This window comes from Dokdonia sp. Asnod1-B02 (assembly GCF_045063955.1).
GTDB lineage: Bacteria > Bacteroidota > Bacteroidia > Flavobacteriales > Flavobacteriaceae > Dokdonia.
This window is the reverse complement of record NZ_JBEFNW010000002.1, coordinates 3,097,342-3,119,509: the sequence shown is the minus strand read 5'-3', so window position 1 is coordinate 3,119,509 and position 22,168 is coordinate 3,097,342. Positions and strand designations below refer to the sequence as shown.

Here is a 22,168-nt window from a genome sequence, read left to right as displayed (position 1 = left end):
TTTTAGTAGGATTTAAAAAGGAACCATATAATCTTTCAATCATACTTTTTCTAGTGCGCCTTTTTTATAGCTACTTAAATCTTTTAGTAGCTATATTTCTAATCATACCTCCAAATATAAAGTAGTGAAAAGGCAGCATGCTATACCAGTATAGTCTGCCAAACAATCCTTTAGGTCTAAAGGTTGCTGTTTGATGCAATACGTCGTTTTCATCTATAGTAAACTCTAGCCAGGCTTCGCCAGGCACTCTCATTTCGGCAAAGAGTAGTAGTCGTGGTTCTTCTTTACTTGCGAGTAGTACTCTCCAAAAGTCAAGTACGTCACCTGTGTAAATCTTATTGCTATGTGTTCTTCCTCGGCGCAAGCCTACTCCACCTGCAAGTTTGTCTATATATCCGCGTATTTTCCAGAGCCAGTCTGCATAATACCAGCCTCTGTCACCACCTATCGCCCAGATATTTTCTAGAGCAAGTTCCCTGTCTTTAAGCTGTACAGTTTGTCTGTCTTTGAGGCATCCATATGTGGGTACTTGTATATACTCTTCAAGATTCGTTTTGAGTCGGCCACTTACGAGGCTATCTTTCCACGAGCTGGCTACTTGGTTTTGTTCAATTTTGGCGAAAGCCAAATTAATGGCCTCCTCATAAGAAATAGGTGTTATTTGTAGTAAATCTTGTAGCCTAGTATCTTTTGAGACTACTTCTATTTTCATGCTATCTACGAGATTGAGCGCGAGTTTATAAGATGTAGAGGTTATAAAATACAACCAGTAAGAGGATATTTTTGGGCTCATGACTGGTACGGTCAGTATGTATAATTTCAAGCCGCGCACTTTTGCATATCGTTGCATCATGTCGCGATACGTGAGTACATCTGGGCCACCTATATCAAACTGGTCATTATATGTTTGCTCGTTACCTAGTACGCCTGTGAGGTATTGCATCACATTACGTATGGCTATGGGTTGGCATTTGGTTTGCACCCATTTTGGGGTAATCATCACCGGTAACTTCTCACATAAATCTCTTATGATTTCAAAAGATGAGCTTCCAGAACCTACTATAATTCCTGCTCTCAATACGGTAAGCGCAGCTTTACCTTTGCGCAATGTAGTCTCTACATTTTGTCTCGATTTTAAGTGCTTACTTAGTGTTTTATCATTTGCGATACCACCTAGATAAATGACCTGATTGCAATTTGTAGGAGCGATGTACTTATTAAAGTTGATTGCCGAAAGCTCTTCTTTCTCGTCAAAATCTGACGTACTAGAACTCATAGAGTGGAGCAAGTAATAAGCCGCATCTATGTCTACAGGTATTTTTGAAATATCTGGTTCGTCTAGAAAGTCAATTTCTACAACGGTGATTTGCTCTCTTATTTTTTTTGATACAGAAAGTCTAGCTTCATTGCGCACCGCACAAATAACCTCGTGTTTTGCTTCTAGTAACATGGAGAGCAGGCGCATCCCGATATAGCCATTTGCTCCTGTGAGTAAGATTTTCATATGGTTTAAAGGTCGTCTATGTTAGTAGGAGCTTGTGCAGCTTTTTCTTGAAGAATACGTTTGGTAAAGTTGTGTACTTTTTTATCCTTTGCTTTTGCCTCTATCTTAATAAAATAGTTGTCACGATAGATGCTATATTCCTCGGCGCGTCCTTTATATAAGTTTAATTTCCAGTAAGGGATTATGAGCGCATAACTGTCTAGCAATGCTCTAAAGCCTACGATAATTCCTCGTGGTCGCAACTCTATGTTGCACTTGTTGCGATATTTATCTAGCGCAAGAAAATTTTGAATCTGTACACTTGATTCTGTGATCACTAAGTGTCCTATTCCTATGCCGCCTTGTTTGATGCGCTCGCGTAGTCCAAAGGCTTCACCCACCTCGGCATCTATTTTGCGTTTTACATCTGGGTTGTTGTAAGATACATTTAATAGCATTTTTTCTTTTAAAGATACGAGTTTCGCTATGGATTCTGTGCGCTAACTTTCAATTTTCACATATCTTTGTGCTTCACGTAATACCCGTAAATAGGGGATTTTTACGTTTTATAAATGTTTCTATTACGCTTTCGCGAAAGCGTAACAAACCCAACTAGTACCAATCATTAAGAATCTATGTCTTTACAATCTACCATTGAAACTCACGTAAAAACGGCAGTAAGCCAACTATTCAACGCAACGCTTCCAGAAGTGGAATTTCAAGCAACGCGGAAAGAATTTGAAGGAGATATTACGGTGGTAGTCTTCCCGATGCTTAGAGTGGTAAAAGGAAACCCTGTGCAAATAGGCACACAAATAGGGGAATACCTTGTGGAGAATGTGGCAGTGATCACTGCATTTAATGTGGTTAAAGGATTCTTGAACCTTGTAATTGCAGATAGTTTTTATATGTCTTCATTTGCAGATATACAAGCAGCCGAAAATTTTGGAAGAACACCAGAGTCTGGAAAGGCAGTAATGGTGGAGTACTCATCACCTAACACAAATAAGCCACTTCACTTAGGTCACGTGCGTAATGTATTGCTAGGATACTCTGTGTCTGAAATTATTAAAGCTGCAGGATCAAAAGTGTATAAAACGCAGATCATTAATGATCGTGGGATTCACATTTGTAAATCCATGCTTGCTTGGGAGCGTTTTGGTAATGGCGAGACGCCAGAATCTACAGGTCTTAAAGGAGATAAGTTGGTCGGGAATTATTATGTGAAGTTTGACCAAGAATATAAAAAGCAAATAGCAGATTTAGTTGCTGCTGGAAAAACTGAAGAAGAAGCAAAGAAGGAAGCGCCGCTTATTCTTGAAGCACAAGAAATGCTTCGCAAGTGGGAAGCAGGAGATGCTGAGGTTGTTGCCTTGTGGAAAAAGATGAACGAGTGGGTATATAGCGGATTTGAAGTTACCTATAAAAATATAGGAGTAGATTTTGATAGCTATTACTATGAGAGTAACACATACTTACTTGGAAAAGATAATATAGAGGAAGGTCTTGCGAAAGGTGTTTTTGAGCAAGATCCAGATGGTTCTGTATGGTGTGACCTTACAGAAGATGGTCTAGATAGAAAAATTGTATTGCGTGCAGATGGTACTGCAGTATATATGACGCAAGATATTGGTACTGCAATACAACGTGTAAAAGACCATCCAGATGTAGGCGGTATGATTTATACCGTAGGTAACGAGCAAGATTACCACTTCCAAGTATTGTTCTTGATTCTTAAAAAACTCGGATACGACTGGGCAGAAAACCTGTTCCATCTAAGTTATGGAATGGTAGATCTTCCATCTGGAAAAATGAAATCTCGTGAAGGAACTGTGGTAGATGCAGATGATCTTATTAACGAAGTCGCACAAACAGCAGGGGAAATCTCTGAAGAATTAGGGAAACTAGAAGGCTACTCTGATGAAGAGAAAAAAGCACTTTATAAGACGATAGGTCTTGGAGCTCTTAAATATTATATACTAAAAGTAGATCCTAAGAAGCGTATTTTATTTGATCCTAAGGAGTCTGTAGATTTTCAAGGGAATACAGGTCCATTTATTCAATATACTTATGTACGTATCCAAGCAATCTTGCGCAAGGCAAAGGAAATGAATGTTCCTGTGGAAATTGCTCAGGAAAGAACATTGCATCCTAAAGAAAAGGAATTACTTAAAATCATTCAAGAATATCCTGCAACTATACAGCTTGCTGCAGCACAGAAGAGTCCTGCAATCATAGCTAACTATACCTATGATTTAGTTAAAGAATATAACTCATTCTTCCAGCAAGTACAGATTCTAGGTACAGATAATATAGAGGATCAAAGTTTCCGTGTAGCGCTAAGTAAAGAAGTAGGGCAGGTCATAGAAAGTGCCTTTAGCTTGCTTGGGATTGAGGTTCCAGAACGTATGTAGGAGGATAATGATATAAAAAAAAGCGAGACTGAAAGTCTCGCTTTTTTTATGTCTATCTATTACGGATGATTACCGCAACACAATCTTCTTTACGACCTCTCTGCCTAATTCTTCATTGATCATTTTGAGAATTTTTTCCTTTCCATAAGAGAGTTCTTCTCTAAAGACAGAAGAGCTTAGGTTTACAAATAAGGTTTCCCTCTCAAAACGTATGGAAGTAGTGTAGGTCTCAAAAGCTGGATTGAGTGCAAACCATGCGCCTGTAACATCTACTTTATCCATTCCTTTGTTGAGTTTATTCTTTTCAACAAATTCTCCTAAGGCTTGACTTATGGAAATAGGGTCTGTGTTTCTTTTTGCCATTAATCGAGTGCTAAGGGTGTGTATTTTCTGTAAGTATATATGAGTCCATCTTCATTGATTAAGACAAGCTCATCTGTAGTTGCTTTCTTAACGGTTTCTTGCCAGGTGTCCATCGGGGTAGCATATTCTAGTAGTAATAAATCATCCTTGTAAACTACATTGATGTTTTCGCTAGATTGAGACGTTGTAAATTCTCCTACTACGTTAGGTTGTACTTTTTTACGAACACCCTTTCCGTCTGCATTTACCTCAAAGAAGTCAATATTCTGACTCATACTGAACTCTTTTACTTGTCCGTTAGGGTTTTCTATAGAAGCAATTTCCCAATAACCGCTTATGTGTTTTAGTTTTTCCTCATTAGACTGTGTGCAGCCTAGAGTGATGGCTAGAATGAGTAGTAGGTATAAATTTTTCACGAAAGTGTACTAAAAGTTGAAATGCAAAATACGATAAAAAGAATGTCTTATTGAGCGCGTTCCAGATGAAAAAGCTCATAACTCTGATGAATATTTTTAACCACACTTTCCGTGCGTTCCGGATGGGTGTCACTTATGAATAGTTGGCCAAAATCATTGGTGTTTACTAGTTCAATGATATGTTGCACGCGGCTTTCATCTAGCTTGTCAAAAATATCATCAAGTAGCAGTAGCGGCGTGGTGCCACTTTCTTGTTTTATAAAATCAAACTGCGCTAGTTTTAAGGCAATGAGATATGATTTTTGCTGACCTTGACTTCCAAACTTTTTTACGGGATGTCCATTGATTTCAAATTGGAGATCGTCTTTATGAATACCTACGCTTGTGTATTGCAAGGAGCGATCTTTTGCTAGTGCATTAGTAAGGGAATGCTTTAGAGGCATGTCGCTTAGGGTACTGCTGTAAGTGAGGGTGACGTGTTCTGTACCGCCACTTATCGCTTTGTAGCGCTCGTTAAATATAGGAGCAAAGCGTTCTAAAAACTGTTTGCGCTTTTCAAAAATAGGAGTTCCAAAGCCCTCTAGTTGCTCATTATAAACGGCGAGTGTATCTGCGTTAAAGGTGCTATTTGCTGCAAAATATTTAAGCAGCGCATTTCTTTGGGCAAGTATTTTGCTATATCCTAGTAGGTTAGATAGGTAACTTTTATCACTTTGTGAGATCACGCCATCTATAAATTTACGGCGGGTGTCGCTTCCTTCGGTAATTAGATCTCTATCTGCTGGTGAGATAATAACAAGTGGTAAAAAGCCTATATGATCTGCAAAACGCTCGTATACCTTAGCATTGCGTTTTATTACTTTCTTGCTACCTTTTTTTGCGCTAACCACGACTTTCTCATCACGGCCGTCTTTTTCATAAACGCCGTTTACTACAAAGAAATCTGCATCGTGATTTATATTCTGACTAGTAACGGGATTAAAGTAGCTTTTGCCAAAGGATAAATGGTAAATAGCATCGAGTATATTAGTCTTCCCCACGCCGTTATTTCCGACGAAACAATTTATTTTTGCATCAAAGGTAAAGTCCTTGGACTCAAAATTCTTGTAGTTGATAAGGGAGAGAGATTTCAGAATCATAGGGTGGTGTAGGTGTGCAACGCTTTTGCAAAAGCTTAGTACATCTAGTAATAGTGCTTTATTAGTCTTCAAAATTAAGCATTAATTTCCCTTTCATAATTCAATAAATATTATATTTTTGCCCGACTAATAAACGACGAAATATGGCAACATATAATAAAAGAGGATATAAATCGAAAACGAAGCCTGAAAAGGAAGAAGTTGAAGAGTTTATAGATGATAGCGAAAGCACAACGGCAGAGGTCTTTGGATCACTAGATGAAGGAGCGAATAAAGCAGAGGAGTGGTTTGAAAAAAACCAAAAACCTGTGATAGGAGTTATCATAGCTATCCTTGTGATTGCTTTATTGTACCTAGCATACAGTAAATTTGTTGCAGAACCTGCAAGAGCAGAAGCAGCAAATGAGCTTGTAGTTGCTCAAGAAAGCTTTACAACAGCACTAGAAGCAACAAATACTTCTGTTAAAGATTCACTTTACATGGTGGCACTTAATGGAAAGAACGGTAAATATGGTCTTCTAGACGTGGCAGATAACTATGGAGGTACTCCTTCTGGTAACCTTGCTCACTATTATGCTGGAATGTCTTACCTTGAGATTAAAGATTATCAAAACGCAATCACTCACTTGCAAGATTTTTCTAGTGATGATAAAATGCTAGCACCACTTGCAAAAGGAGCAATAGGTGATGCATTCATGCAACTAGGTCAAGCAGATGAGGCTCTTGATTATTATGAGAAAGCAGCAGGGATGAACGCAAATGACTTTACAACACCGCGTTTCTTATTTAAAGCAGGTGTAGCAGCAATCGATCTAGGAAAGATGGATGCAGCAGTAAAGCATCTTACTCGTATTAAAGAAGAGTATGCAACATCTGAGTATGCAAGTCAAGTAGACTTATACTTAGGTCGCGCGCAAGCAGCAAAATAACATAGCCTAGCGCATTTAAAGCGCTTTGTACTATAACATAAATTACTATTATGGCAACAGCAGGTAACAACCTCTCGGCCTATGATAAAGCAACCATCCCAAACTCGAAAGACTTCAAGTTTGGGATTGTTGTTTCTGAGTGGAACGATGAGATCACAGAAGGACTCTTTAAAGGCGCATTTGATGCTTTAAAGGATTGTGGGGCGATTAACGACAACATTGTGCGCTGGAATGTTCCAGGAGCATTTGAGCTCATCTATGGAGCTAAGAAGATGACACAAGCATATGACATGCTAGATGCTGTCATCGTTATCGGTACCGTGATTCAAGGTGAGACTAAGCATTTTGATTTTGTATGTGAAGGAGTGACTCAAGGAATTAAGGACCTGAACTTACAACAAGATATTCCCGTGATTTTCTGTGTGCTTACAGATAATAACATAGAGCAGTCCAGAGCTCGTAGTGGCGGTATACATGGCAATAAAGGAACAGAAGCAGCGATTGCAGCTATAAAAATGGCGCAATTGAGAAAAGATGCAAAGTTCTAAATTTTGTAGGGTTACGCTTTCGCGAAAGCGTAATAAACAAACAACAATCTATTATATCTCATAGTAGTTGTCGTGCTATTTGTGGTTCCTTTTGATATGATTGTTCTTAATTCTCTAGGGAGAATCAATGGAACGGTACGCTTTTTGGATACGAAATTGTATCTTTGAAACAATAGTATTATGGGAATTATAAAACGCACAAATAAGAAGTATAGTTACGAGCCGCGCTATTATAATAGCGATAAGGAAGGGAGCCCTTTTAAGATAGAAGGGCGCTTTGATGAGCACCGTAAAACGCTCGACTACAACGGTGGACTAAAGAAAAAAATTACTACTGCGTGGGACGAGCTCCAAGAAAGTCGTAAAGGTGGATATAACCGTACAATCGCCATTATATTCATTCTCATGGTATTATTATTTCTTTGGATTATAGACTTCGACTTATCCATATTTACAAATCCGCTATAACCGTAAGTCCTAATGGCAGACATTATTAAACTCTTACCCGATCACGTAGCAAACCAGATCGCTGCGGGAGAAGTTGTGCAGCGCCCAGCTTCTGTGGTTAAGGAATTACTTGAGAATGCTATAGATGCAGGAGCATCTACCATTAAACTTATAGTAAAAGATGCTGGTAAAACTTTGATCCAGATTATAGATGATGGAAAAGGGATGAGTGATACCGATGCTCGTATGAGTTTTGAACGTCACGCTACATCTAAGATTACTACAGCAGATGATTTATTCAATTTAAACACAAAAGGTTTTCGCGGGGAAGCACTCGCATCTATTGCGGCAGTTGCTCACGTAGAACTTAAGACGCGTCCAGAAGGAGCAGAGGTAGGAACGCGCATAGAGATAGAAGGGAGTAAGATTAATGCACAAGAGGTTTGTGCTACGCCTAAGGGAACTTCACTTTCTGTAAAAAACCTATTTTTTAATATCCCAGCGAGGCGTAATTTTTTAAAATCTAATAGTGTTGAGCTGCGTCATGTAATTGACGAGTTTCAACGCGTTTCACTTGCGCATCCAGATATTGCTTTTGCAATGTATCACAATGAAGGTGAGTTGTTTCAATTGTCTCAAGGGAATCTCAAGCAACGTATTGTGGCTATTTTTGGAGGTAAGACTAATGAGAAATTAGTTCCTGTTCAAGAAGACACAGACATTCTTACCATAAACGGATTCGTAGTAAAACCTGAGTTTTCTAAGAAGACACGAGGAGAGCAGTTTTTCTTTGTAAACGACCGTTTTATAAAAAGCGCTTATCTCAATCATGCTGTAACGGCAGCTTTTGATGGTCTCTTGCCAGAAAGAGCTAGAGCGAGCTACTTTTTATACCTAAAGGTAGATCCAAGTACGATTGATATCAATATACATCCTACTAAGACGGAGATAAAGTTTGATGACGAGCATGCATTGTATGCAATGCTACGCAGTACCATCAAGCATAGTTTAGGGCAATTTAGTATTGCGCCGGTGCTTGATTTTAATCGCGATAGCGAACTTGATACTCCTTACGATTATAAAAATAAGGGCATTGTCACACCTAAGATAGAAGTAGACCGGACATTTAATCCTTTTGAAAACGTAGCACCACCAAAACGTGGAGCGCAACGTCCAGAATTTGAGAAGCCTAGTGCTGCTGGGTGGGAGAATATGTATGAAGGGATGGAATCTCAAGCAACTGCCGTAAGTACAATGACTTTTGAAAAAGAGGTAAGTACTCCAGATATGTTTGAGAGCGGACTTAACGGTGCGATGCAAAATATATCGACTTCACCTTCTAAAGATGAATCATCTACGTACCAACTTAATAATAAATACATAGTTAGTACCATAAAGAGTGGGATGGTGATTATAGATCAGCATAGAGCGCACCAGCGTGTCCTTTATGAAGAGTTCTTGCGTAACATCACGGTCAAGGAATCTGTGAGTCAGCAACTGCTATTTCCATTAACATTGGCTTATAGTACTACAGAACTAGCACTTATTGAAGAACTCAAAGCTGGCCTAGAAAACACAGGTTTTATTTTTGGGACTATAAGCGGAGATATTCTTGAAATAAATGGAATTCCTACTTCTATCACAGAGAGCCAAGTGCCAGTGGTGATAGATCAATTATTAAGTGATCTTGAAAACGAGGTGCCAGATAGTGGCTTTAGTCAAACGGACACACTAGCAAAGAGTATGGCAAAAAGTCTAGCTGTAAAAGGAGGAGTGTCTTTAGATAATATGTCAAGAGAGCATCTTGTAAATAGTCTTTTTGCTTGTAAAGAACCGAGTATTTCACCTACTAATCGCAAGACGTTTGTGACCATGACAAGTGAAGACTTAGAAAGAAAATTTAAGTAGGTATGGGAAGAATAACTGAAACAGTAAAAATACTACTGATAGTTAATGTGATTTTCTATCTAGGATCTTTGTTTATTATAAAGCCTATAGTTGCAACTCCATTGTTTGCACTTTGGTTTCCGGAGCATCCAAATTTCCAATATTGGCAACCACTTACGCATATGTTTATGCATAGTTTTGCTAGTCCTATGCATATACTTTTTAATATGTATGCCTTATGGATGTTTGGAAGCCCTATTGAAAACGCCATTGGACAGAAAAGATTTATATTTTTTTACTTTTCAGCAGGTTTTGGAGCAGCTCTGATACATACATTAGTGAACTATTACGATTTTCAACCTGCTTACGATTCTTTGATTAATTTGGGTTTAAGTAGGGATAGAATTTTCGAGTTGTTAACTCAAGCTGAAGCACAAGCGAGGTCTAACCCTGAAAGGGCTTATTCTTTAGCTGGTTTTCCAAATGAAGTTAGCCGTGAGGCCTTAATATCGATGGTTAATAGTTTTGTAGGTAGTGCAAGTGGTGCGTCTGGTGCAATAATGGGATTACTTGTAGCGTTTGGGATGTTATTTCCTAATGCTTCATTGGGATTATTATTTATTCCTGTGCCTATCAAGGCAAAATACTTTATACCTATCATTGTAGGGATAGATTTATTTTCTGGAGTAACAGGCTTCTCAATTTTTGGGGCAAACATTGCACATTGGGCTCACTTTGGTGGTGCTTTATTTGGGTTTGTAATGATGTTTTACTGGAAGAAAAAAGGATTAGGTCAATATTGATATTTACATATGGCAAATACATCACTAGCATATAAATATAGTACCGCAAATATTGCAATCAAATTGATTGTGATCAATGTAGCTGTGTACTTGCTTTTTAATATCGTTCCATGGATATCTGGTTTAGGATCAGATTTCTTTAGTAGATACTTTGTATTGCCATCAGACTTTGTGAGATTCTTACAGCAGCCGTGGAGTATACTTACGTATGCTTTTTTACATGCTGGTTTTGGACATTTATTCTGGAATATGGTCTGGCTATATGTATTCTCAAGGTTTGTGTTAAACATCTTTTCTGAAAAGAAATTTATTGCAATTTACCTTCTGGGAGCTATCGCTGGAGGGACACTTTTTGCATTACTATACAATGTTCTCCCAGCGTTTAGAGGGACAGGCGTTTTGCTAGGTGCAAGTGCAGCTGTAAATGCCATTGTCGTTTTCATAGGGACATACACACCTAATGCAGAGATAAGAATATTTACATTTAATATCAAGCTATGGTGGATTGCTGTGTTTGTAGTGCTTAGAGATCTATTAATGTTAGATTCTGGAAACGCTGGTGGATTAATATCTCACTTAGGTGGTGCGGCCTTTGGATTTATATATGCAAAGCAATTACTTAAAGGTAATGACATTGGATTGTGGTTTGAAAAAATCATGGATTCAGTAACGGGCTGGTTCACTAAAACACCTAAAAAAGAAAAGAAATCTCCGCTTCGTACGGTACATAGAACAGCAAAGAATGCGGGATCTAAAACAAGAAGTACTGCAACTGGATCAAAATCTGAACAGCAGCAACGTATAGATGCTATTCTTGATAAGATAAGTAAAAGCGGTTACGACAGTCTGTCTAAGGCTGAGAAGGACTTTCTATTTAAAGCTGGTAAGGAATAAGAGATGAAAAAGCTCGAATTCTTCGGTAAGATTATCTTCTTTGTAAATAGCATATTTGCCGTACTCCTACTAGCTAGTTATTTATTACCATTTATACCTCCACATATCTTTCCAGCACTTTCAGTGCTTAGCCTTGTGCTTCCTGTATTGCTTATCATCAACTTTTTATTCTTGATGTATTGGCTTTTCAGAGGGAGGAAGCAATTGTTATTATCTGCTATTATTCTAGCCTTAGGGATTACACATATTTTCTCTCTTGTACGTATAGGTGGAGGTGAGGATATAGGTGATGGAGCCACATTAAAAGTACTTACCTATAATGTGCGACAGTTTAATATTCATGGTTGGTCTGATGAAGTGAAAGTAGGTGAACGTACCATACAGCTAATCTCAGATAAAAATCCTGATGTTATTTCTTTTCAAGAATATTACCCAGGATTTAAACCTGATGAGAGGGTTTATCCTTATGAGTATAAAGTGATGAAATCCCCTAGTAAATCTTTTGGTCAGGTGATTTTTTCAAAATATCCAATTATCAATAGTGGTTCATTGGATTTTGAAAATACTGGTAATAATGGAATTTACGCAGATATAGCGACTGCTACTGATACAGTAAGAGTGTATAATATGCATTTTCAATCTTTCAGTTTATCTCCTAATCTAGCAAACTTGCAAAAGGAGAACTCAAAAAAATTACTGGGTAGATTGGGTCAAGCTTTTGAAAAGCAAGAAACTCAGGTTGCTAAGTTTTTAAATAACGAAGCTACATCTCCCTATCCGGTTATCGTAACTGGCGATTTTAATAATAGCGCTACTTCTTATATGTATCGCAAGGTAAAGGGTAATAAGGTTGACGCTTTCGCGAAAGCGGGATCAGGAACAGGAGCAACCTTCTGGTTTGACATCATTCCTTTGCGTATAGACTTTATCTTAGTAAACGATTCTTTACCGGTTACAAACTTTGAAACCTACGATGTAGATTTAAGCGATCACAAGCCTTCTATGGCGACTCTTATGCTAGCTCGTTAGATAGATCAACCTCTGCTAGATAATCTTGTGCGCTAGGGCCTAAATTGAATAGTAAGTCAAGAATGGTTAGGTTAGATAAATACCCGTGATTCTCGTTAAAGAGTTGGTGATATTCTGGTAAAGGATAGCTCGGTTCTTTTTTTGCTTGAACGAGATCTCTATAATCTAATTGTTCAGGATTTTTAAAAAACTCTTCAGTAAGAATAGGTGTGATTTCTAGTTGCAAGCACTCCATAATAACAGCATGACAAGCGTTGTTAAAGTCTATAAGACTATCATAAGTGGTATGATATAAATGCTCAAAATCATCCTCATAATACTCAAAGTATGGTGAGGTTTGATATGCAATTTTAAGAGACCTCCAGTGATCACGCTGCCAGTGAAATTTATTCTCAATCTTCACATCATAATACTGCTGGCGTTCCGTTTTATCCTTGCGGTGAAGAATAGGAACAATGAGTGTTAACTCACCAGTAGATGTAGCAATCTTCATACGCGTGCGGTACGATTGCTTTTGGAAATTTCCTTTGGCTTCAATGTGAAGTTGTTCGGTTTGATAAATTACTGCGTATTGTATAATAGGAGCACAGTAGCCTACGGTAATAAGAGCTGGTTTCATAGATTACTTCTTAGTCTGTTTTTTCTTTCTAAAGAAAGACCATCCTATGTATAATAATAAGGCTCCTAAAAACCAGTAGCGGTAACTCACTAAAGGTCCATTGCCACCTACAGTAGTAAATACACGATTCCATCGTATACTATTAAAGAACCCAGGAACATTTGCATCTAAACTCATCCATACAAACACAGGCTTACCTACCACGTGATTAAAAGGAACGTAACCCCACGCTCTTGCATCTTGAGAGTTATGACGGTTGTCACCCATTAACCAGTAATAATTTTGCTCAAAAGTATACTCGGTAAGAGGTTCGCCGTTCATTAATATCTGATTACCATTAACTGTGATTTCACGCTCTCTACCCATTTCATAACCTTCATACACTTCAATGATGCGCTGGTAATAAGGAAGACTTTCTGAGTTTATAGCTACCGTTGTACCTTCTTCTGGAATGTAAATAGGTCCAAAGTTATCTACACTAGAAGCTCTGCCTGGCATAGCTCCAAAGATCCCTGTGTTATTTTCTCTAACCTCATATCGTGTGCGTTCAATACTTATGATATTGGCATTGTTTTTTAATTTTTCAATGGCTGCTTCACTCGCGTGTGCCATGTGCTCATAAGGTCCGTTTGGTCCTTCTGCTCCAGATAAATAAATGTCAGAAATCTCATAGCGACCATTTACCAGATCTGTAGGTACTACATAATTCCCATTAGCATCTGTAGCCCGTTTTACGAGTAGCTCTTTAGACACAATCTTATAGCTAAACTGTATACGAGCACGATCTGGAAGATCATTTTGCTCTCCATTGATATATACATAGCCATCGCGTACTTCGAGAGAATCTCCAGCTATTCCTACAGCTCTCTTAACATAGTTAGACTTCTTGTCAATAGGTTTACGCACACTACCACGCATGTGCCCAGGTGTAATATCTGTAAGCGTATCAACTGGCCAACTAAATACAACAATATCATTACGTTTGATATCTTGAAAACCAGGAAGTCTAAAATATGGTAATTGTGGTCGTGTTAAGTAACTTTTTGTTTTTGTACCGTAGATGGTGTCATGTAGCATAGGTGTTGCTACGGTAGTGATAGGTGTTCTCGCTCCATAATGAAATTTACTTACAAACAACCAATCGCCTACAAGTAATGTTTTTTCTAGTGATGAAGACGGGATTACAAATGGCTGCATGAAATATGTATGCACTAATGTGGCTGCTACTATTGCAAATAGCAGTGAGCTTGTCCATTCTCCACTAGAAGATTTTGGATTAATATCTCTGTCGTGTTTATACGGAGCATCTGTCGCATAGTTAATGTAGTATAAGTACAAACCTCCTGTGAGCACCGTAAGTGCTGTATCCTTAAATGTGTTAAAGCCAAATGATCTCGCAGTTTCTACCCATACTACAGGTATCATAATAAGGTTTACAATAGGTATAAATAGTAAAATTGTCCACCACTTAGGACGATTTATAATACCCATGAGTACTACTGCATTGTAAACTGGTACTGCTGCTTCCCATGCTTTACGACCAGCACGTACGTAGAGTTTCCAAGTTCCAGCAAAGTGTACTGCTTGAACGATTAGGAAAAATATAAACCATTGTATAAGTGTCATCTGTAATGTTTTGAATCTGTAAGTTGGTCTTACGTTATTAGATATTGTTACAAGTTAAAGACCTAAAACGTCTCTCATAGTGAAAACTCCTTGTTTTCCTTGTAACCATTCTGCTGCAACTACGGCTCCTAAAGCAAATCCTTGCCTAGAATGAGCTTCGTGGCTTAAGGTGATTGTGTCTATCTCACTCTTGTAATTAATAATATGAGTGCCAGGTACAATTCCTTCTCTCTCGGCAGTGATTGGGAGGTGATTTTCCTGTATGTTCTGTCCTTCATTGAGATCCCAGCCTGTATAGTCTGATGCTTCAATAACACCTTCTGCTAGTGTGATAGCGGTCCCGCTAGGTGCGTCTAGTTTTTGAGTGTGGTGTATCTCGGTCATATCAACTTTATAGTCTTTATGAGGTGCCATGATAGCTGCGAGTTTTCTATTAAACTCAAAAAATAAATTAACGCCTACGCTAAAGTTTGAAGCGTAAATAAATCCACCTTCATTTTTAGTACAAAGAGCAACCATATCTTGATAGTTATCTAACCAGCCTGTCGTTCCAGAAACAACGGGTACTCCTGCTTCAAAACATTTTGTAAGATGGTCTACAGCGCTATCAGGGATGCTAAAGTCAATGGCAACATCTGCATCTGCTAGTGTAAAGCTCTCAGGAGAGTTTACTCTTGCTACAATCTTGTGACCTCTATCTGTGGCAATGCTTTCGATGGTTTTACCCATTTTTCCATAGCCTAGGAGTGCTATTTTCATATACTAAAACTTGTAATTAAAAGAGAGTCCATAATTCATGGTCTGCCCTAAGTCGTCAAAATAGAGTGCTGGACCAAAGGTCAAGTCATCATCTACATCATATTGCGATAAGTGAGCATCTACATTTGCCTCTATAATCTGGAGAATATAAACGCCAGCAGAGACTAGGATAAAAAGGTCTCTTCTTTTTCTAAATTGTTCTTGACCATTAAGAAGTGCATCATCAGAAAAGATTTCGGTGGTGGTGCCATCTTCATTTATTGTGGTAAACTCATCTATACGACCAGCGAGTCTTTCCTTAAAAGCTGTTCTAAAACGCTCTGACTGATTACCATTAAAGGATACACCATATATCGTAGAGCCAAGAGCTCCGTATACTAATGGAAGTTTCCAGTAATCTTTATTATAAATTTGACCTAGACCTGGAAGTACGGCACCATAAAATGCGGCTTTAGCCGGTCTCAATGGGTCGTAAGGTTCTTTACTAGATGCGCCTTCTACCTTATCTGCATCTATGATAGCTTCTGCAGGAGCGTCTTGTTGCGCTTTCGCGAAAGCGTAAAAACACAATAAAAAAACCAGTAAGAGGTATTTGTTACTTTGCACTATTGATTAATTTCTGTAAGCGATTAAAGTCCTCTTCTGAAGAAAAGGGAATAGAAATTTTTCCGCGACCATTCTTTGCTACTTTGATATCAACTTTAGCTCCAAAATACTCGGCAAAGTCTTTAGTTCCTTTTTTAATGAACTTAGGAGTTTCTTCCTTTTGCTCTGTAGGTGTTTCAATAGTAGAGGTAGCATGATAATTCTTTACCAGTGCCTCAGTCTGTCTTACCGAAAGTTTTTCTTGTAAGATTTTTTCGTAAATATCCAGTTGGTCACTAGTATCATCTACATTGATGAGTGCACGACCATGTCCCATAGACAAGAAGCCATCACGCATTCCCGTTTGTACAATAGGATCAAGCTTTAATAAGCGTAAGTAATTTGTGATTGTAGATCTATTTTTACCCACGCGGTCACTCATTTGCTCCTGCGTTAGGTTAATCTCATCTATTAATCGCTGGTATGAAAGTGCGATTTCTATAGGATCAAGATCTTGTCTCTGTATATTTTCAACAAGAGCCATCGTAAGACTCTCATTATCATTTGCGATACGTATGTATGCAGGAATGGTAGCGTTGCCTATTAACTTTGAAGCTCTATAACGACGCTCTCCAGAAACCAGCTGGTACTTACCAAAACTCATCTTACGCACAGTAATAGGCTGTATAACGCCTAGTTCACGTATAGATGAGGCAAGCTCTCTTAAAGTTTCCTCATTAAAACTTGTACGAGGTTGAAAAGGGTTTACATCTATATCACCTAGGTCAAGCTCAATGATATTACCTACAACCTTGTCTGCATTTTTATCTTCGGCGCTCTTAATGTCGTTTTCTGGATCTTTCAGTAGTGCCGAAAGTCCGCGACCTAGCGCTTGTTTTTTTGTTGCTTTAGCCATTCTAGCTATTATTTTTTGTAATAAGTTCTTGAGCTAGGCTCAAGTAATTAGTTGCTCCTTTACTTGCTGCATCGTAGTTTATAATGCTTTCGCCATAACTAGGTGCTTCACTTAAACGTACATTACGCTGTATGATTGTCTCAAAAACCATCTCGCTAAAATGTTTTTGAACTTCCTCGACCACTTGATTAGATAATCGTAGTCTAGAATCAAACATTGTGAGTAAGAGACCTTCGATATCTAAATCTGGGTTGTGAATTTTTTGAACACTTTTTATGGTGTTTAATAATTTTCCTAATCCTTCTAACGCAAAGTACTCACATTGAATAGGGATAATTACAGAATCTGCCGCAGTAAGGGCATTAAGTGTAAGTAGGCCTAATGATGGTGCACAATCTATAAGAATATAGTCATATTGCTCTCTCAAATGCCCTATAGCTTTCTTCATCATGTACTCACGAGATTCCTTATCTACAAGTTCTATTTCTATAGCAACAAGGTCAATGTGTGCAGGTATGATATCAAGATTAGGGGAAGACGTTTTTATAATCGCTTCCTCTGCATTGTTAGTATGTTCTAGCAGTTGGTAAGTTCCTATCTCTACACCTTCTACATCAATGCCTAGCCCAGAGCTCGCATTAGCCTGAGGATCTGCATCAATAAGGAGTACTTTTTTCTCTAGCACACCTAGAGAGGCAGCGAGATTAACAGAAGTAGTGGTCTTGCCCACACCACCTTTTTGGTTTGCAATAGCAATTATTTTACCCATAAAATTTGAGGACGATTAGGAGGTAAAAATACAATTTAAAATGGGTTATTGAAATGGATTAGAAATGAAAAAGCCGAGAAGAATATTCTCGGCTCATCGATATTTTAAAAAGTAGTGGCTTACAGTGATAAAACGAGGACTACTATTTCTTGTAATTATAAAATAAAATCACTTATTTTTATTTTGAGATAGCTTTTACTTCCTCTTCAGTAATCATTTCTTTTTGAGTGTTTCCCCAGTTATTCATGATATAATTCATCACATCTGCCACTTCATCCTCATAAAGTTCTAGGTTTGCCATCACGCCATCATAGGCAACGCCGTTTACAATAATTGGACCTTGCTGTCCATACTTTACTGCTTTTATTGCCTCTTTATAGCAATCTTCTGTGAGCCAGTCTGAGCCAGCAAGCGGCGGGAATGTTTCAGCGACTCCTTCACCTTTTCCTAAGTGGCACTGTATGCAAAAGTCTTGATATACCTCTGCACCACGCTCGATAGATTGAGCAAGTGGGTCTTGGGAGGTATAAATTTCTTTTTCCGCTTTCGCGAAAAATAAAAAAACACTAGCTCCTGCCGTAAATAAACTTAAAAGTAGTTTCATTATTTCTTAACTAGTTTAAGGATTCCTTTTCCTTCTACACCTACATAGATAGTGCCATTATGATTAATCACATTGCGCACACGACCTACATCTTCAAGTAACTTCTCACGAGAAACTACCTTGTCGTTTTCTAAAATGACAAGTTCTAAATATTCAAATTTAAGCGAACCAATAAGCAGGTTACCGTCAAGTTTTGCATCACCAGTGTTAGTTGCAAAAGTCATCCCAGAAGGAGCGATAGAAGGAACCCAGTAATATATAGGCTGCTCCATTCCCTCTTTTTCCGAAATTTCTGTAAACGTAGTTCCGCTGTAATTAATACCGTATGAGATTACTGGCCACCCAAAGTTTTTACCAGCCTCAGGGATATTAATCTCATCTCCACCACGTGGTCCGTGCTCGTGTATCCATATCTTACCTGTCTCAGGGTGTACCGCCATTCCTTGCGGATTACGATGTCCGTAAGAGAAAACAGCCTCTTTTGCTCCGTCTTGACCTACAAAAGGATTATCTGTAGGGATACTTCCATCTGCATTCAGTCTATAAATCTTACCTCCATCACGAGTAATATCCTGCGGATTTTGATCTCTTTCACCACGATCTCCTATAGAAAAGTAGAGGTATCCATCCTTATCAAAACGCACACGACTGCCAAAGTGATGTCCCTTTCTCGTATTTGGGCTTCCTTTATATAATACCTTCTTTTCGGTAAGCGCGCCGTCTTTTAATTTTACTCTCATAAGTGCCGTCATCGCTCCATCTTCTTCACCTTCTGGCGATGAGTACGTGATGTATATCCAGCCATTAGTCACATAATCTGGATGCAAGCGTATGTCAAGTAAACCACCTTGATTACGCGTTACAACTTCTGGAGCTCCAGTAATCATTGTTTTTACACCATCCTTAAAGTGTATGAGCTCTCCACTTTTTTCAGTGATAAGCATAGACTCATCTGGTAATACTGCCAGTCCCCAAGGGTTAGTAAGTTCTGGAACAATAACCTCATAGGTATAATCTAGGTTTGAGGTTAGTGTGACATCATTTTCTCTAGTTTCTTGCGCGCAAGCGACACTCGCAACAAGTAATAATAAGATATAAGTAAAACGACTTTTCATAGTATCAGATTTTAATGGCAAATTACAGAATAATCACCACACTCTATGATGTATTAACAATTTGAAAACACGTGTTAGAGGTTAGAATCTTATCTTTAATCTATGCAAGAGTAAGCTCGTAGTCAGTTATATCAATTTTGGTGATAAAGCCATGGGTTTTCTTGATAACTTGATTGTAAGGTTTGGCTTGTAAAACCTACTTTTGTAAGGAAGATATAAATAAGAATTGTGCGATTGTAAAAGTGTTTATTACGCTTTCGCGAAAGCTTAAAAATAATACAGTATGTCAGTAGAAAAAGTAAAATGCCTTATCATAGGTTCAGGACCAGCGGGATATACCGCAGCAATATATGCAGCACGTGCAAATATGGCACCAGTGCTATACCAAGGGCAACAGCCAGGTGGCCAACTTACAACTACAAATGAAGTAGAGAATTTCCCTGGGTATGTAGATGGTGTAACTGGACCAGAAATGATGGTACAGTTAATGAAGCAAGCACAACGTTTTGATACGGACGTGCGTGACGGATGGGTTACGAAAGTAGATTTTTCTGGAGACGTGCATAAAGCGTGGATCAACGGAGAAAAGGAAATACATGCAGAATCAATCATCATCTCTACAGGTGCAAGTGCAAAATATTTAGGATTACCTTCTGAGCAGAAATATCTTAAAATGGGTGGAGGTGTATCTGCCTGTGCTGTTTGTGATGGATTCTTTTATAGAGGTCAAGAAGTGGTAATCGTAGGTGCTGGAGATAGTGCTTGTGAGGAAGCACACTACCTTTCTAAATTATGTAAAAAAGTAACGATGCTAGTGCGTCGTGATGAGTTCCGTGCTTCTAAGATTATGGCTGCTCGTGTTAAGAAAACAGAAAATATTGAAATCCTTTTCAACACAGAAACTGTTGAGGTATTAGGTGACGATGTAGGAGTAACAGGAGCAAGAGTAAAAAATAATGTTACTGGTGAAGAGCATGATATCCCAGCAACAGGTTTTTTTGTAGCGATAGGGCACAAGCCTAACACAGATATATTTAAAGAATATTTAAAGTTAGATGAGACTGGATATATTATCAATACACCAGGAACTTCTAAAACGAACGTACCAGGCGTATTTGTATCTGGAGATGCAGCAGATCACGTGTACCGCCAAGCTATCACTGCTGCCGGAACAGGATGTATGGCTGCACTAGACGCAGAGCGTTACCTAGCTTCTAAAGACGAGCTTCCACAAGACGAGCCAGGAGTAGGTTCTACTTATGTGGATGAGGTGAAGGCTTAGATTATGAGTTTTACTGTATTCTTAGGAAAATTTAGTAATGGCGAACCTGTAGATATTGAAGTCCAAAAATTGTTAAAAGTTATATCTAAATACGGACGTATTGAAGAAGGATCTTTAGGAATGGAGTTTGTCTCTAATAACACCGAATTATTTGAAAATGCAGATTTTAGTAAAAGTGATTCTAGTTTATTTTGTATACATAGACCTTCTAATCATCCTGAGTTAAAAAATCTCATTTTCGATTTCTTAAGTATAAAGGGAACGTGTTATTTTAGTCAGGATTTGGATTTTATTAAGATTAGAAATGCAAAAGAAAATGATTTTCCTGAAGATATGGTTCAGCATTGTAGGACTGGGTTGACCATCGTTAAATCTTTTACAGAAATATAGTCTAGACCATAACAATAAAACGACGGCGGGAGCCGTCGTTTTTTTTGTTTGTGATTCTTTGTGGACATCTCCCTGACTCCCTCTTCAAAGAGGGATAATGTTGTGGTTTGACACTTTTTATTTTGCTTTGCAAAATTAAAAAGTATCGTGAGTATTCCCCTCTTCGAAGAGGGGTTAGGGGAGATGTTTTTAAGTGACGACTTCCCCTCTTCCTCTTAGGTATGTATCTTTCAAAATAATGAGTAGCGAAGAGATTAAATTCGTTTATTATTCTTGCAGGCATCTCCCTGACTCCCTCTTCAAAGAGGGACACTGTTGAGGTTTAAGACTTTGTATTTTGCTTTGCAAAATTAAAAAGTATCGTGAGTATTCCCCTCTTCGAAGAGGGGCTAGGGGAGATGTTTTTCATAAACCATCAATTAATTATTTTTAACGATTAGTTAAGGTAGAAGTACTGGCGCATTTGTAACTAATCGAAACGTAAGCTAGCCTTATTTTAATCGACAATACGTACAAATAATTATCAAAGAAAATCGAATGAATATATTAAGAATAGATAGCAGCCCTAGAGGGGCAAGTAGTGTAAGTCGTGAGCTTGCAGATGTACTACAGCAAAAATTAGAAGCGCAAGGAAATACAATCACTGCGCAACGCGATTTATATTATGAAGCGTTAGTGACTTTAGGTAACGAAGATCGTGTGAACGCATATTTTACTCCGCCAGAAGCGCAAACAGATGTTCAAAAAGATGCTGTAGCTGGGAGTAATGAACTTGCTATAGAATTTGCAAATGCAGATGCATACATAATCGCGGCACCTATGTATAATTTTGGGGTTACTGCCGGACTTAAAACGTATATAGATTTAATATCAAGAGCGGGAATTAGTTTTAACTACTTACCAGAAGGACCTATAGGTCTATTAAAAAATAAAAAGGCTTATGTGGTCGTGACTACAGGAGGAACACCAGTAGGTAGCGAGGTGGATTTTGTAACTCCTTACTTAAAAACCTTTTTAGGGTTTCTAGGGATTACAGATGTAATCTTTATAGTAGCAGATTTAGTCAATGTCAATCTAGAAGAAGGAATTGCTAAAGCTAAAGATGTAATCTCAAAGATTTAATCTAGATTTTAGATAGTATTAAAAAACGA

24 protein-coding genes are annotated in these 22,168 nt (G+C 38.2%); 11 read left to right on the top strand and 13 right to left on the bottom strand.

Annotated elements, in window-relative coordinates; all coding sequences use genetic code 11:
- Positions 1-70: 70 nt before the first annotated feature.
- Together ACJJVU_RS13995 and ACJJVU_RS13990 are read right to left on the bottom strand one after the other, a co-directional pair.
- Positions 71-1,504: an SDR family oxidoreductase gene (locus ACJJVU_RS13995; protein ID WP_405226632.1), complete on the bottom strand. Its 1,434-nt coding sequence runs from the start codon at positions 1,502-1,504 to the stop codon at positions 71-73.
- A gap of 5 nt (positions 1,505-1,509) precedes the next feature.
- Positions 1,510-1,941: a hypothetical protein gene (locus tag ACJJVU_RS13990; RefSeq protein ID WP_405226629.1), complete on the bottom strand. Its 432-nt coding sequence runs from the start codon at positions 1,939-1,941 to the stop codon at positions 1,510-1,512.
- A 177-nt stretch (positions 1,942-2,118) separates the two neighbouring features.
- Between ACJJVU_RS13990 and argS the strand changes: the two genes are divergently transcribed.
- Positions 2,119-3,897, top strand: coding sequence for an arginine--tRNA ligase (gene argS, locus ACJJVU_RS13985; protein WP_405226626.1), 1,779 nt, complete (start codon positions 2,119-2,121; stop codon positions 3,895-3,897).
- Positions 3,898-3,966: 69 nt separating this feature from the next.
- On the opposite strand, the gene ACJJVU_RS13980 is transcribed toward argS, so the two are convergent.
- The 3 genes from ACJJVU_RS13980 to recF are packed head-to-tail and all read right to left on the bottom strand — an operon-like array spanning position 3,967 to position 5,815.
- Positions 3,967-4,260, bottom strand: a complete 294-nt coding sequence (locus tag ACJJVU_RS13980; RefSeq protein ID WP_013749967.1) for a DUF721 domain-containing protein — start codon at positions 4,258-4,260, stop codon at positions 3,967-3,969.
- Positions 4,260-4,676, bottom strand: coding sequence for a hypothetical protein (locus ACJJVU_RS13975; RefSeq protein WP_405226623.1), 417 nt, complete (start codon positions 4,674-4,676; stop codon positions 4,260-4,262). Before ACJJVU_RS13975 ends, ACJJVU_RS13980 begins: the two co-directional genes overlap by 1 nt.
- Positions 4,677-4,723: 47 nt before the next feature.
- Positions 4,724-5,815, bottom strand: coding sequence for a DNA replication/repair protein RecF (recF, locus tag ACJJVU_RS13970; RefSeq protein WP_339847977.1), 1,092 nt, complete (start codon positions 5,813-5,815; stop codon positions 4,724-4,726).
- Between the two features lie 143 nt (positions 5,816-5,958).
- Here recF and ACJJVU_RS13965 point away from each other — a divergent pair, with 143 nt between their 5' ends.
- From ACJJVU_RS13965 to ACJJVU_RS13935, 7 genes are all read left to right on the top strand, one after another.
- Complete coding sequence (locus tag ACJJVU_RS13965) at positions 5,959-6,744, top strand: tetratricopeptide repeat protein (protein WP_108878090.1); 786 nt, start codon at positions 5,959-5,961, stop codon at positions 6,742-6,744.
- Positions 6,745-6,794: 50 nt separating this feature from the next.
- Positions 6,795-7,292: a 6,7-dimethyl-8-ribityllumazine synthase gene (gene ribH, locus ACJJVU_RS13960; protein ID WP_108878091.1), complete on the top strand. Its 498-nt coding sequence runs from the start codon at positions 6,795-6,797 to the stop codon at positions 7,290-7,292.
- A 180-nt stretch (positions 7,293-7,472) separates the two neighbouring features.
- The gene (locus ACJJVU_RS13955) at positions 7,473-7,760 is read left to right on the top strand and encodes a hypothetical protein (protein ID WP_035334344.1); all 288 of its coding nucleotides are present in this window, start codon (positions 7,473-7,475) and stop codon (positions 7,758-7,760) included.
- A 12-nt stretch (positions 7,761-7,772) separates the two neighbouring features.
- Positions 7,773-9,647, top strand: coding sequence for a DNA mismatch repair endonuclease MutL (gene mutL, locus ACJJVU_RS13950; RefSeq protein ID WP_405226617.1), 1,875 nt, complete (start codon positions 7,773-7,775; stop codon positions 9,645-9,647).
- Positions 9,648-9,649: 2 nt separating this feature from the next.
- On the top strand, positions 9,650-10,429 hold the full coding sequence (locus tag ACJJVU_RS13945; RefSeq protein WP_339847965.1) for a rhomboid family intramembrane serine protease: 780 nt from the start codon (positions 9,650-9,652) through the stop codon (positions 10,427-10,429).
- Positions 10,430-10,438: 9 nt separating this feature from the next.
- On the top strand, positions 10,439-11,323 hold the full coding sequence (locus tag ACJJVU_RS13940) for a rhomboid family intramembrane serine protease (RefSeq protein ID WP_405226613.1): 885 nt from the start codon (positions 10,439-10,441) through the stop codon (positions 11,321-11,323).
- A gap of 3 nt (positions 11,324-11,326) precedes the next feature.
- Positions 11,327-12,352 (top strand): endonuclease/exonuclease/phosphatase family protein, encoded by a 1,026-nt coding sequence (locus ACJJVU_RS13935; RefSeq protein WP_405226610.1) that lies wholly within the window; start codon positions 11,327-11,329, stop codon positions 12,350-12,352.
- Here the strand turns inward: ACJJVU_RS13935 and ACJJVU_RS13930 are convergent.
- The 8 genes from ACJJVU_RS13930 to ACJJVU_RS13895 form a co-directional block, all read right to left on the bottom strand.
- Positions 12,336-12,971 (bottom strand): WbqC family protein, encoded by a 636-nt coding sequence (locus tag ACJJVU_RS13930; RefSeq protein WP_405226607.1) that lies wholly within the window; start codon positions 12,969-12,971, stop codon positions 12,336-12,338. The two genes, ACJJVU_RS13935 and ACJJVU_RS13930, sit on opposite strands and share 17 nt — an antisense overlap.
- A gap of 3 nt (positions 12,972-12,974) precedes the next feature.
- Positions 12,975-14,597, bottom strand: coding sequence for a signal peptidase I (gene lepB / locus ACJJVU_RS13925; protein ID WP_405226604.1), 1,623 nt, complete (start codon positions 14,595-14,597; stop codon positions 12,975-12,977).
- Positions 14,598-14,651: 54 nt separating this feature from the next.
- Positions 14,652-15,356: a 4-hydroxy-tetrahydrodipicolinate reductase gene (gene dapB, locus ACJJVU_RS13920; protein ID WP_405226601.1), complete on the bottom strand. Its 705-nt coding sequence runs from the start codon at positions 15,354-15,356 to the stop codon at positions 14,652-14,654.
- A gap of 3 nt (positions 15,357-15,359) precedes the next feature.
- On the bottom strand, positions 15,360-15,962 hold the full coding sequence (locus ACJJVU_RS13915; RefSeq protein WP_339847951.1) for a DUF5683 domain-containing protein: 603 nt from the start codon (positions 15,960-15,962) through the stop codon (positions 15,360-15,362).
- Positions 15,952-16,857 (bottom strand): ParB/RepB/Spo0J family partition protein, encoded by a 906-nt coding sequence (locus ACJJVU_RS13910; RefSeq protein ID WP_298326571.1) that lies wholly within the window; start codon positions 16,855-16,857, stop codon positions 15,952-15,954. The genes ACJJVU_RS13915 and ACJJVU_RS13910 overlap by 11 nt, the downstream gene beginning before the upstream one ends.
- A gap of 1 nt (position 16,858) precedes the next feature.
- On the bottom strand, positions 16,859-17,626 hold the full coding sequence (locus tag ACJJVU_RS13905; protein ID WP_298326568.1) for a ParA family protein: 768 nt from the start codon (positions 17,624-17,626) through the stop codon (positions 16,859-16,861).
- Positions 17,627-17,804: 178 nt separating this feature from the next.
- Positions 17,805-18,230 (bottom strand): c-type cytochrome, encoded by a 426-nt coding sequence (locus ACJJVU_RS13900; protein ID WP_405226597.1) that lies wholly within the window; start codon positions 18,228-18,230, stop codon positions 17,805-17,807.
- On the bottom strand, positions 18,230-19,345 hold the full coding sequence (locus tag ACJJVU_RS13895; RefSeq protein WP_405226594.1) for a PQQ-dependent sugar dehydrogenase: 1,116 nt from the start codon (positions 19,343-19,345) through the stop codon (positions 18,230-18,232). The genes ACJJVU_RS13900 and ACJJVU_RS13895 overlap by 1 nt, the downstream gene beginning before the upstream one ends.
- Positions 19,346-19,628: 283 nt before the next feature.
- On the opposite strand from ACJJVU_RS13895, the gene trxB reads away from it, so the two are divergent.
- From trxB to ACJJVU_RS13880, 3 genes are all read left to right on the top strand, one after another.
- Positions 19,629-20,627, top strand: coding sequence for a thioredoxin-disulfide reductase (trxB, locus tag ACJJVU_RS13890; RefSeq protein ID WP_405226591.1), 999 nt, complete (start codon positions 19,629-19,631; stop codon positions 20,625-20,627).
- 3 nt (positions 20,628-20,630) lie between these two features.
- Positions 20,631-21,017 (top strand): hypothetical protein, encoded by a 387-nt coding sequence (locus ACJJVU_RS13885; protein ID WP_405226588.1) that lies wholly within the window; start codon positions 20,631-20,633, stop codon positions 21,015-21,017.
- Between the two features lie 537 nt (positions 21,018-21,554).
- On the top strand, positions 21,555-22,139 hold the full coding sequence (locus ACJJVU_RS13880; protein WP_405226585.1) for an FMN-dependent NADH-azoreductase: 585 nt from the start codon (positions 21,555-21,557) through the stop codon (positions 22,137-22,139).
- Positions 22,140-22,168 lie beyond the last annotated feature (29 nt).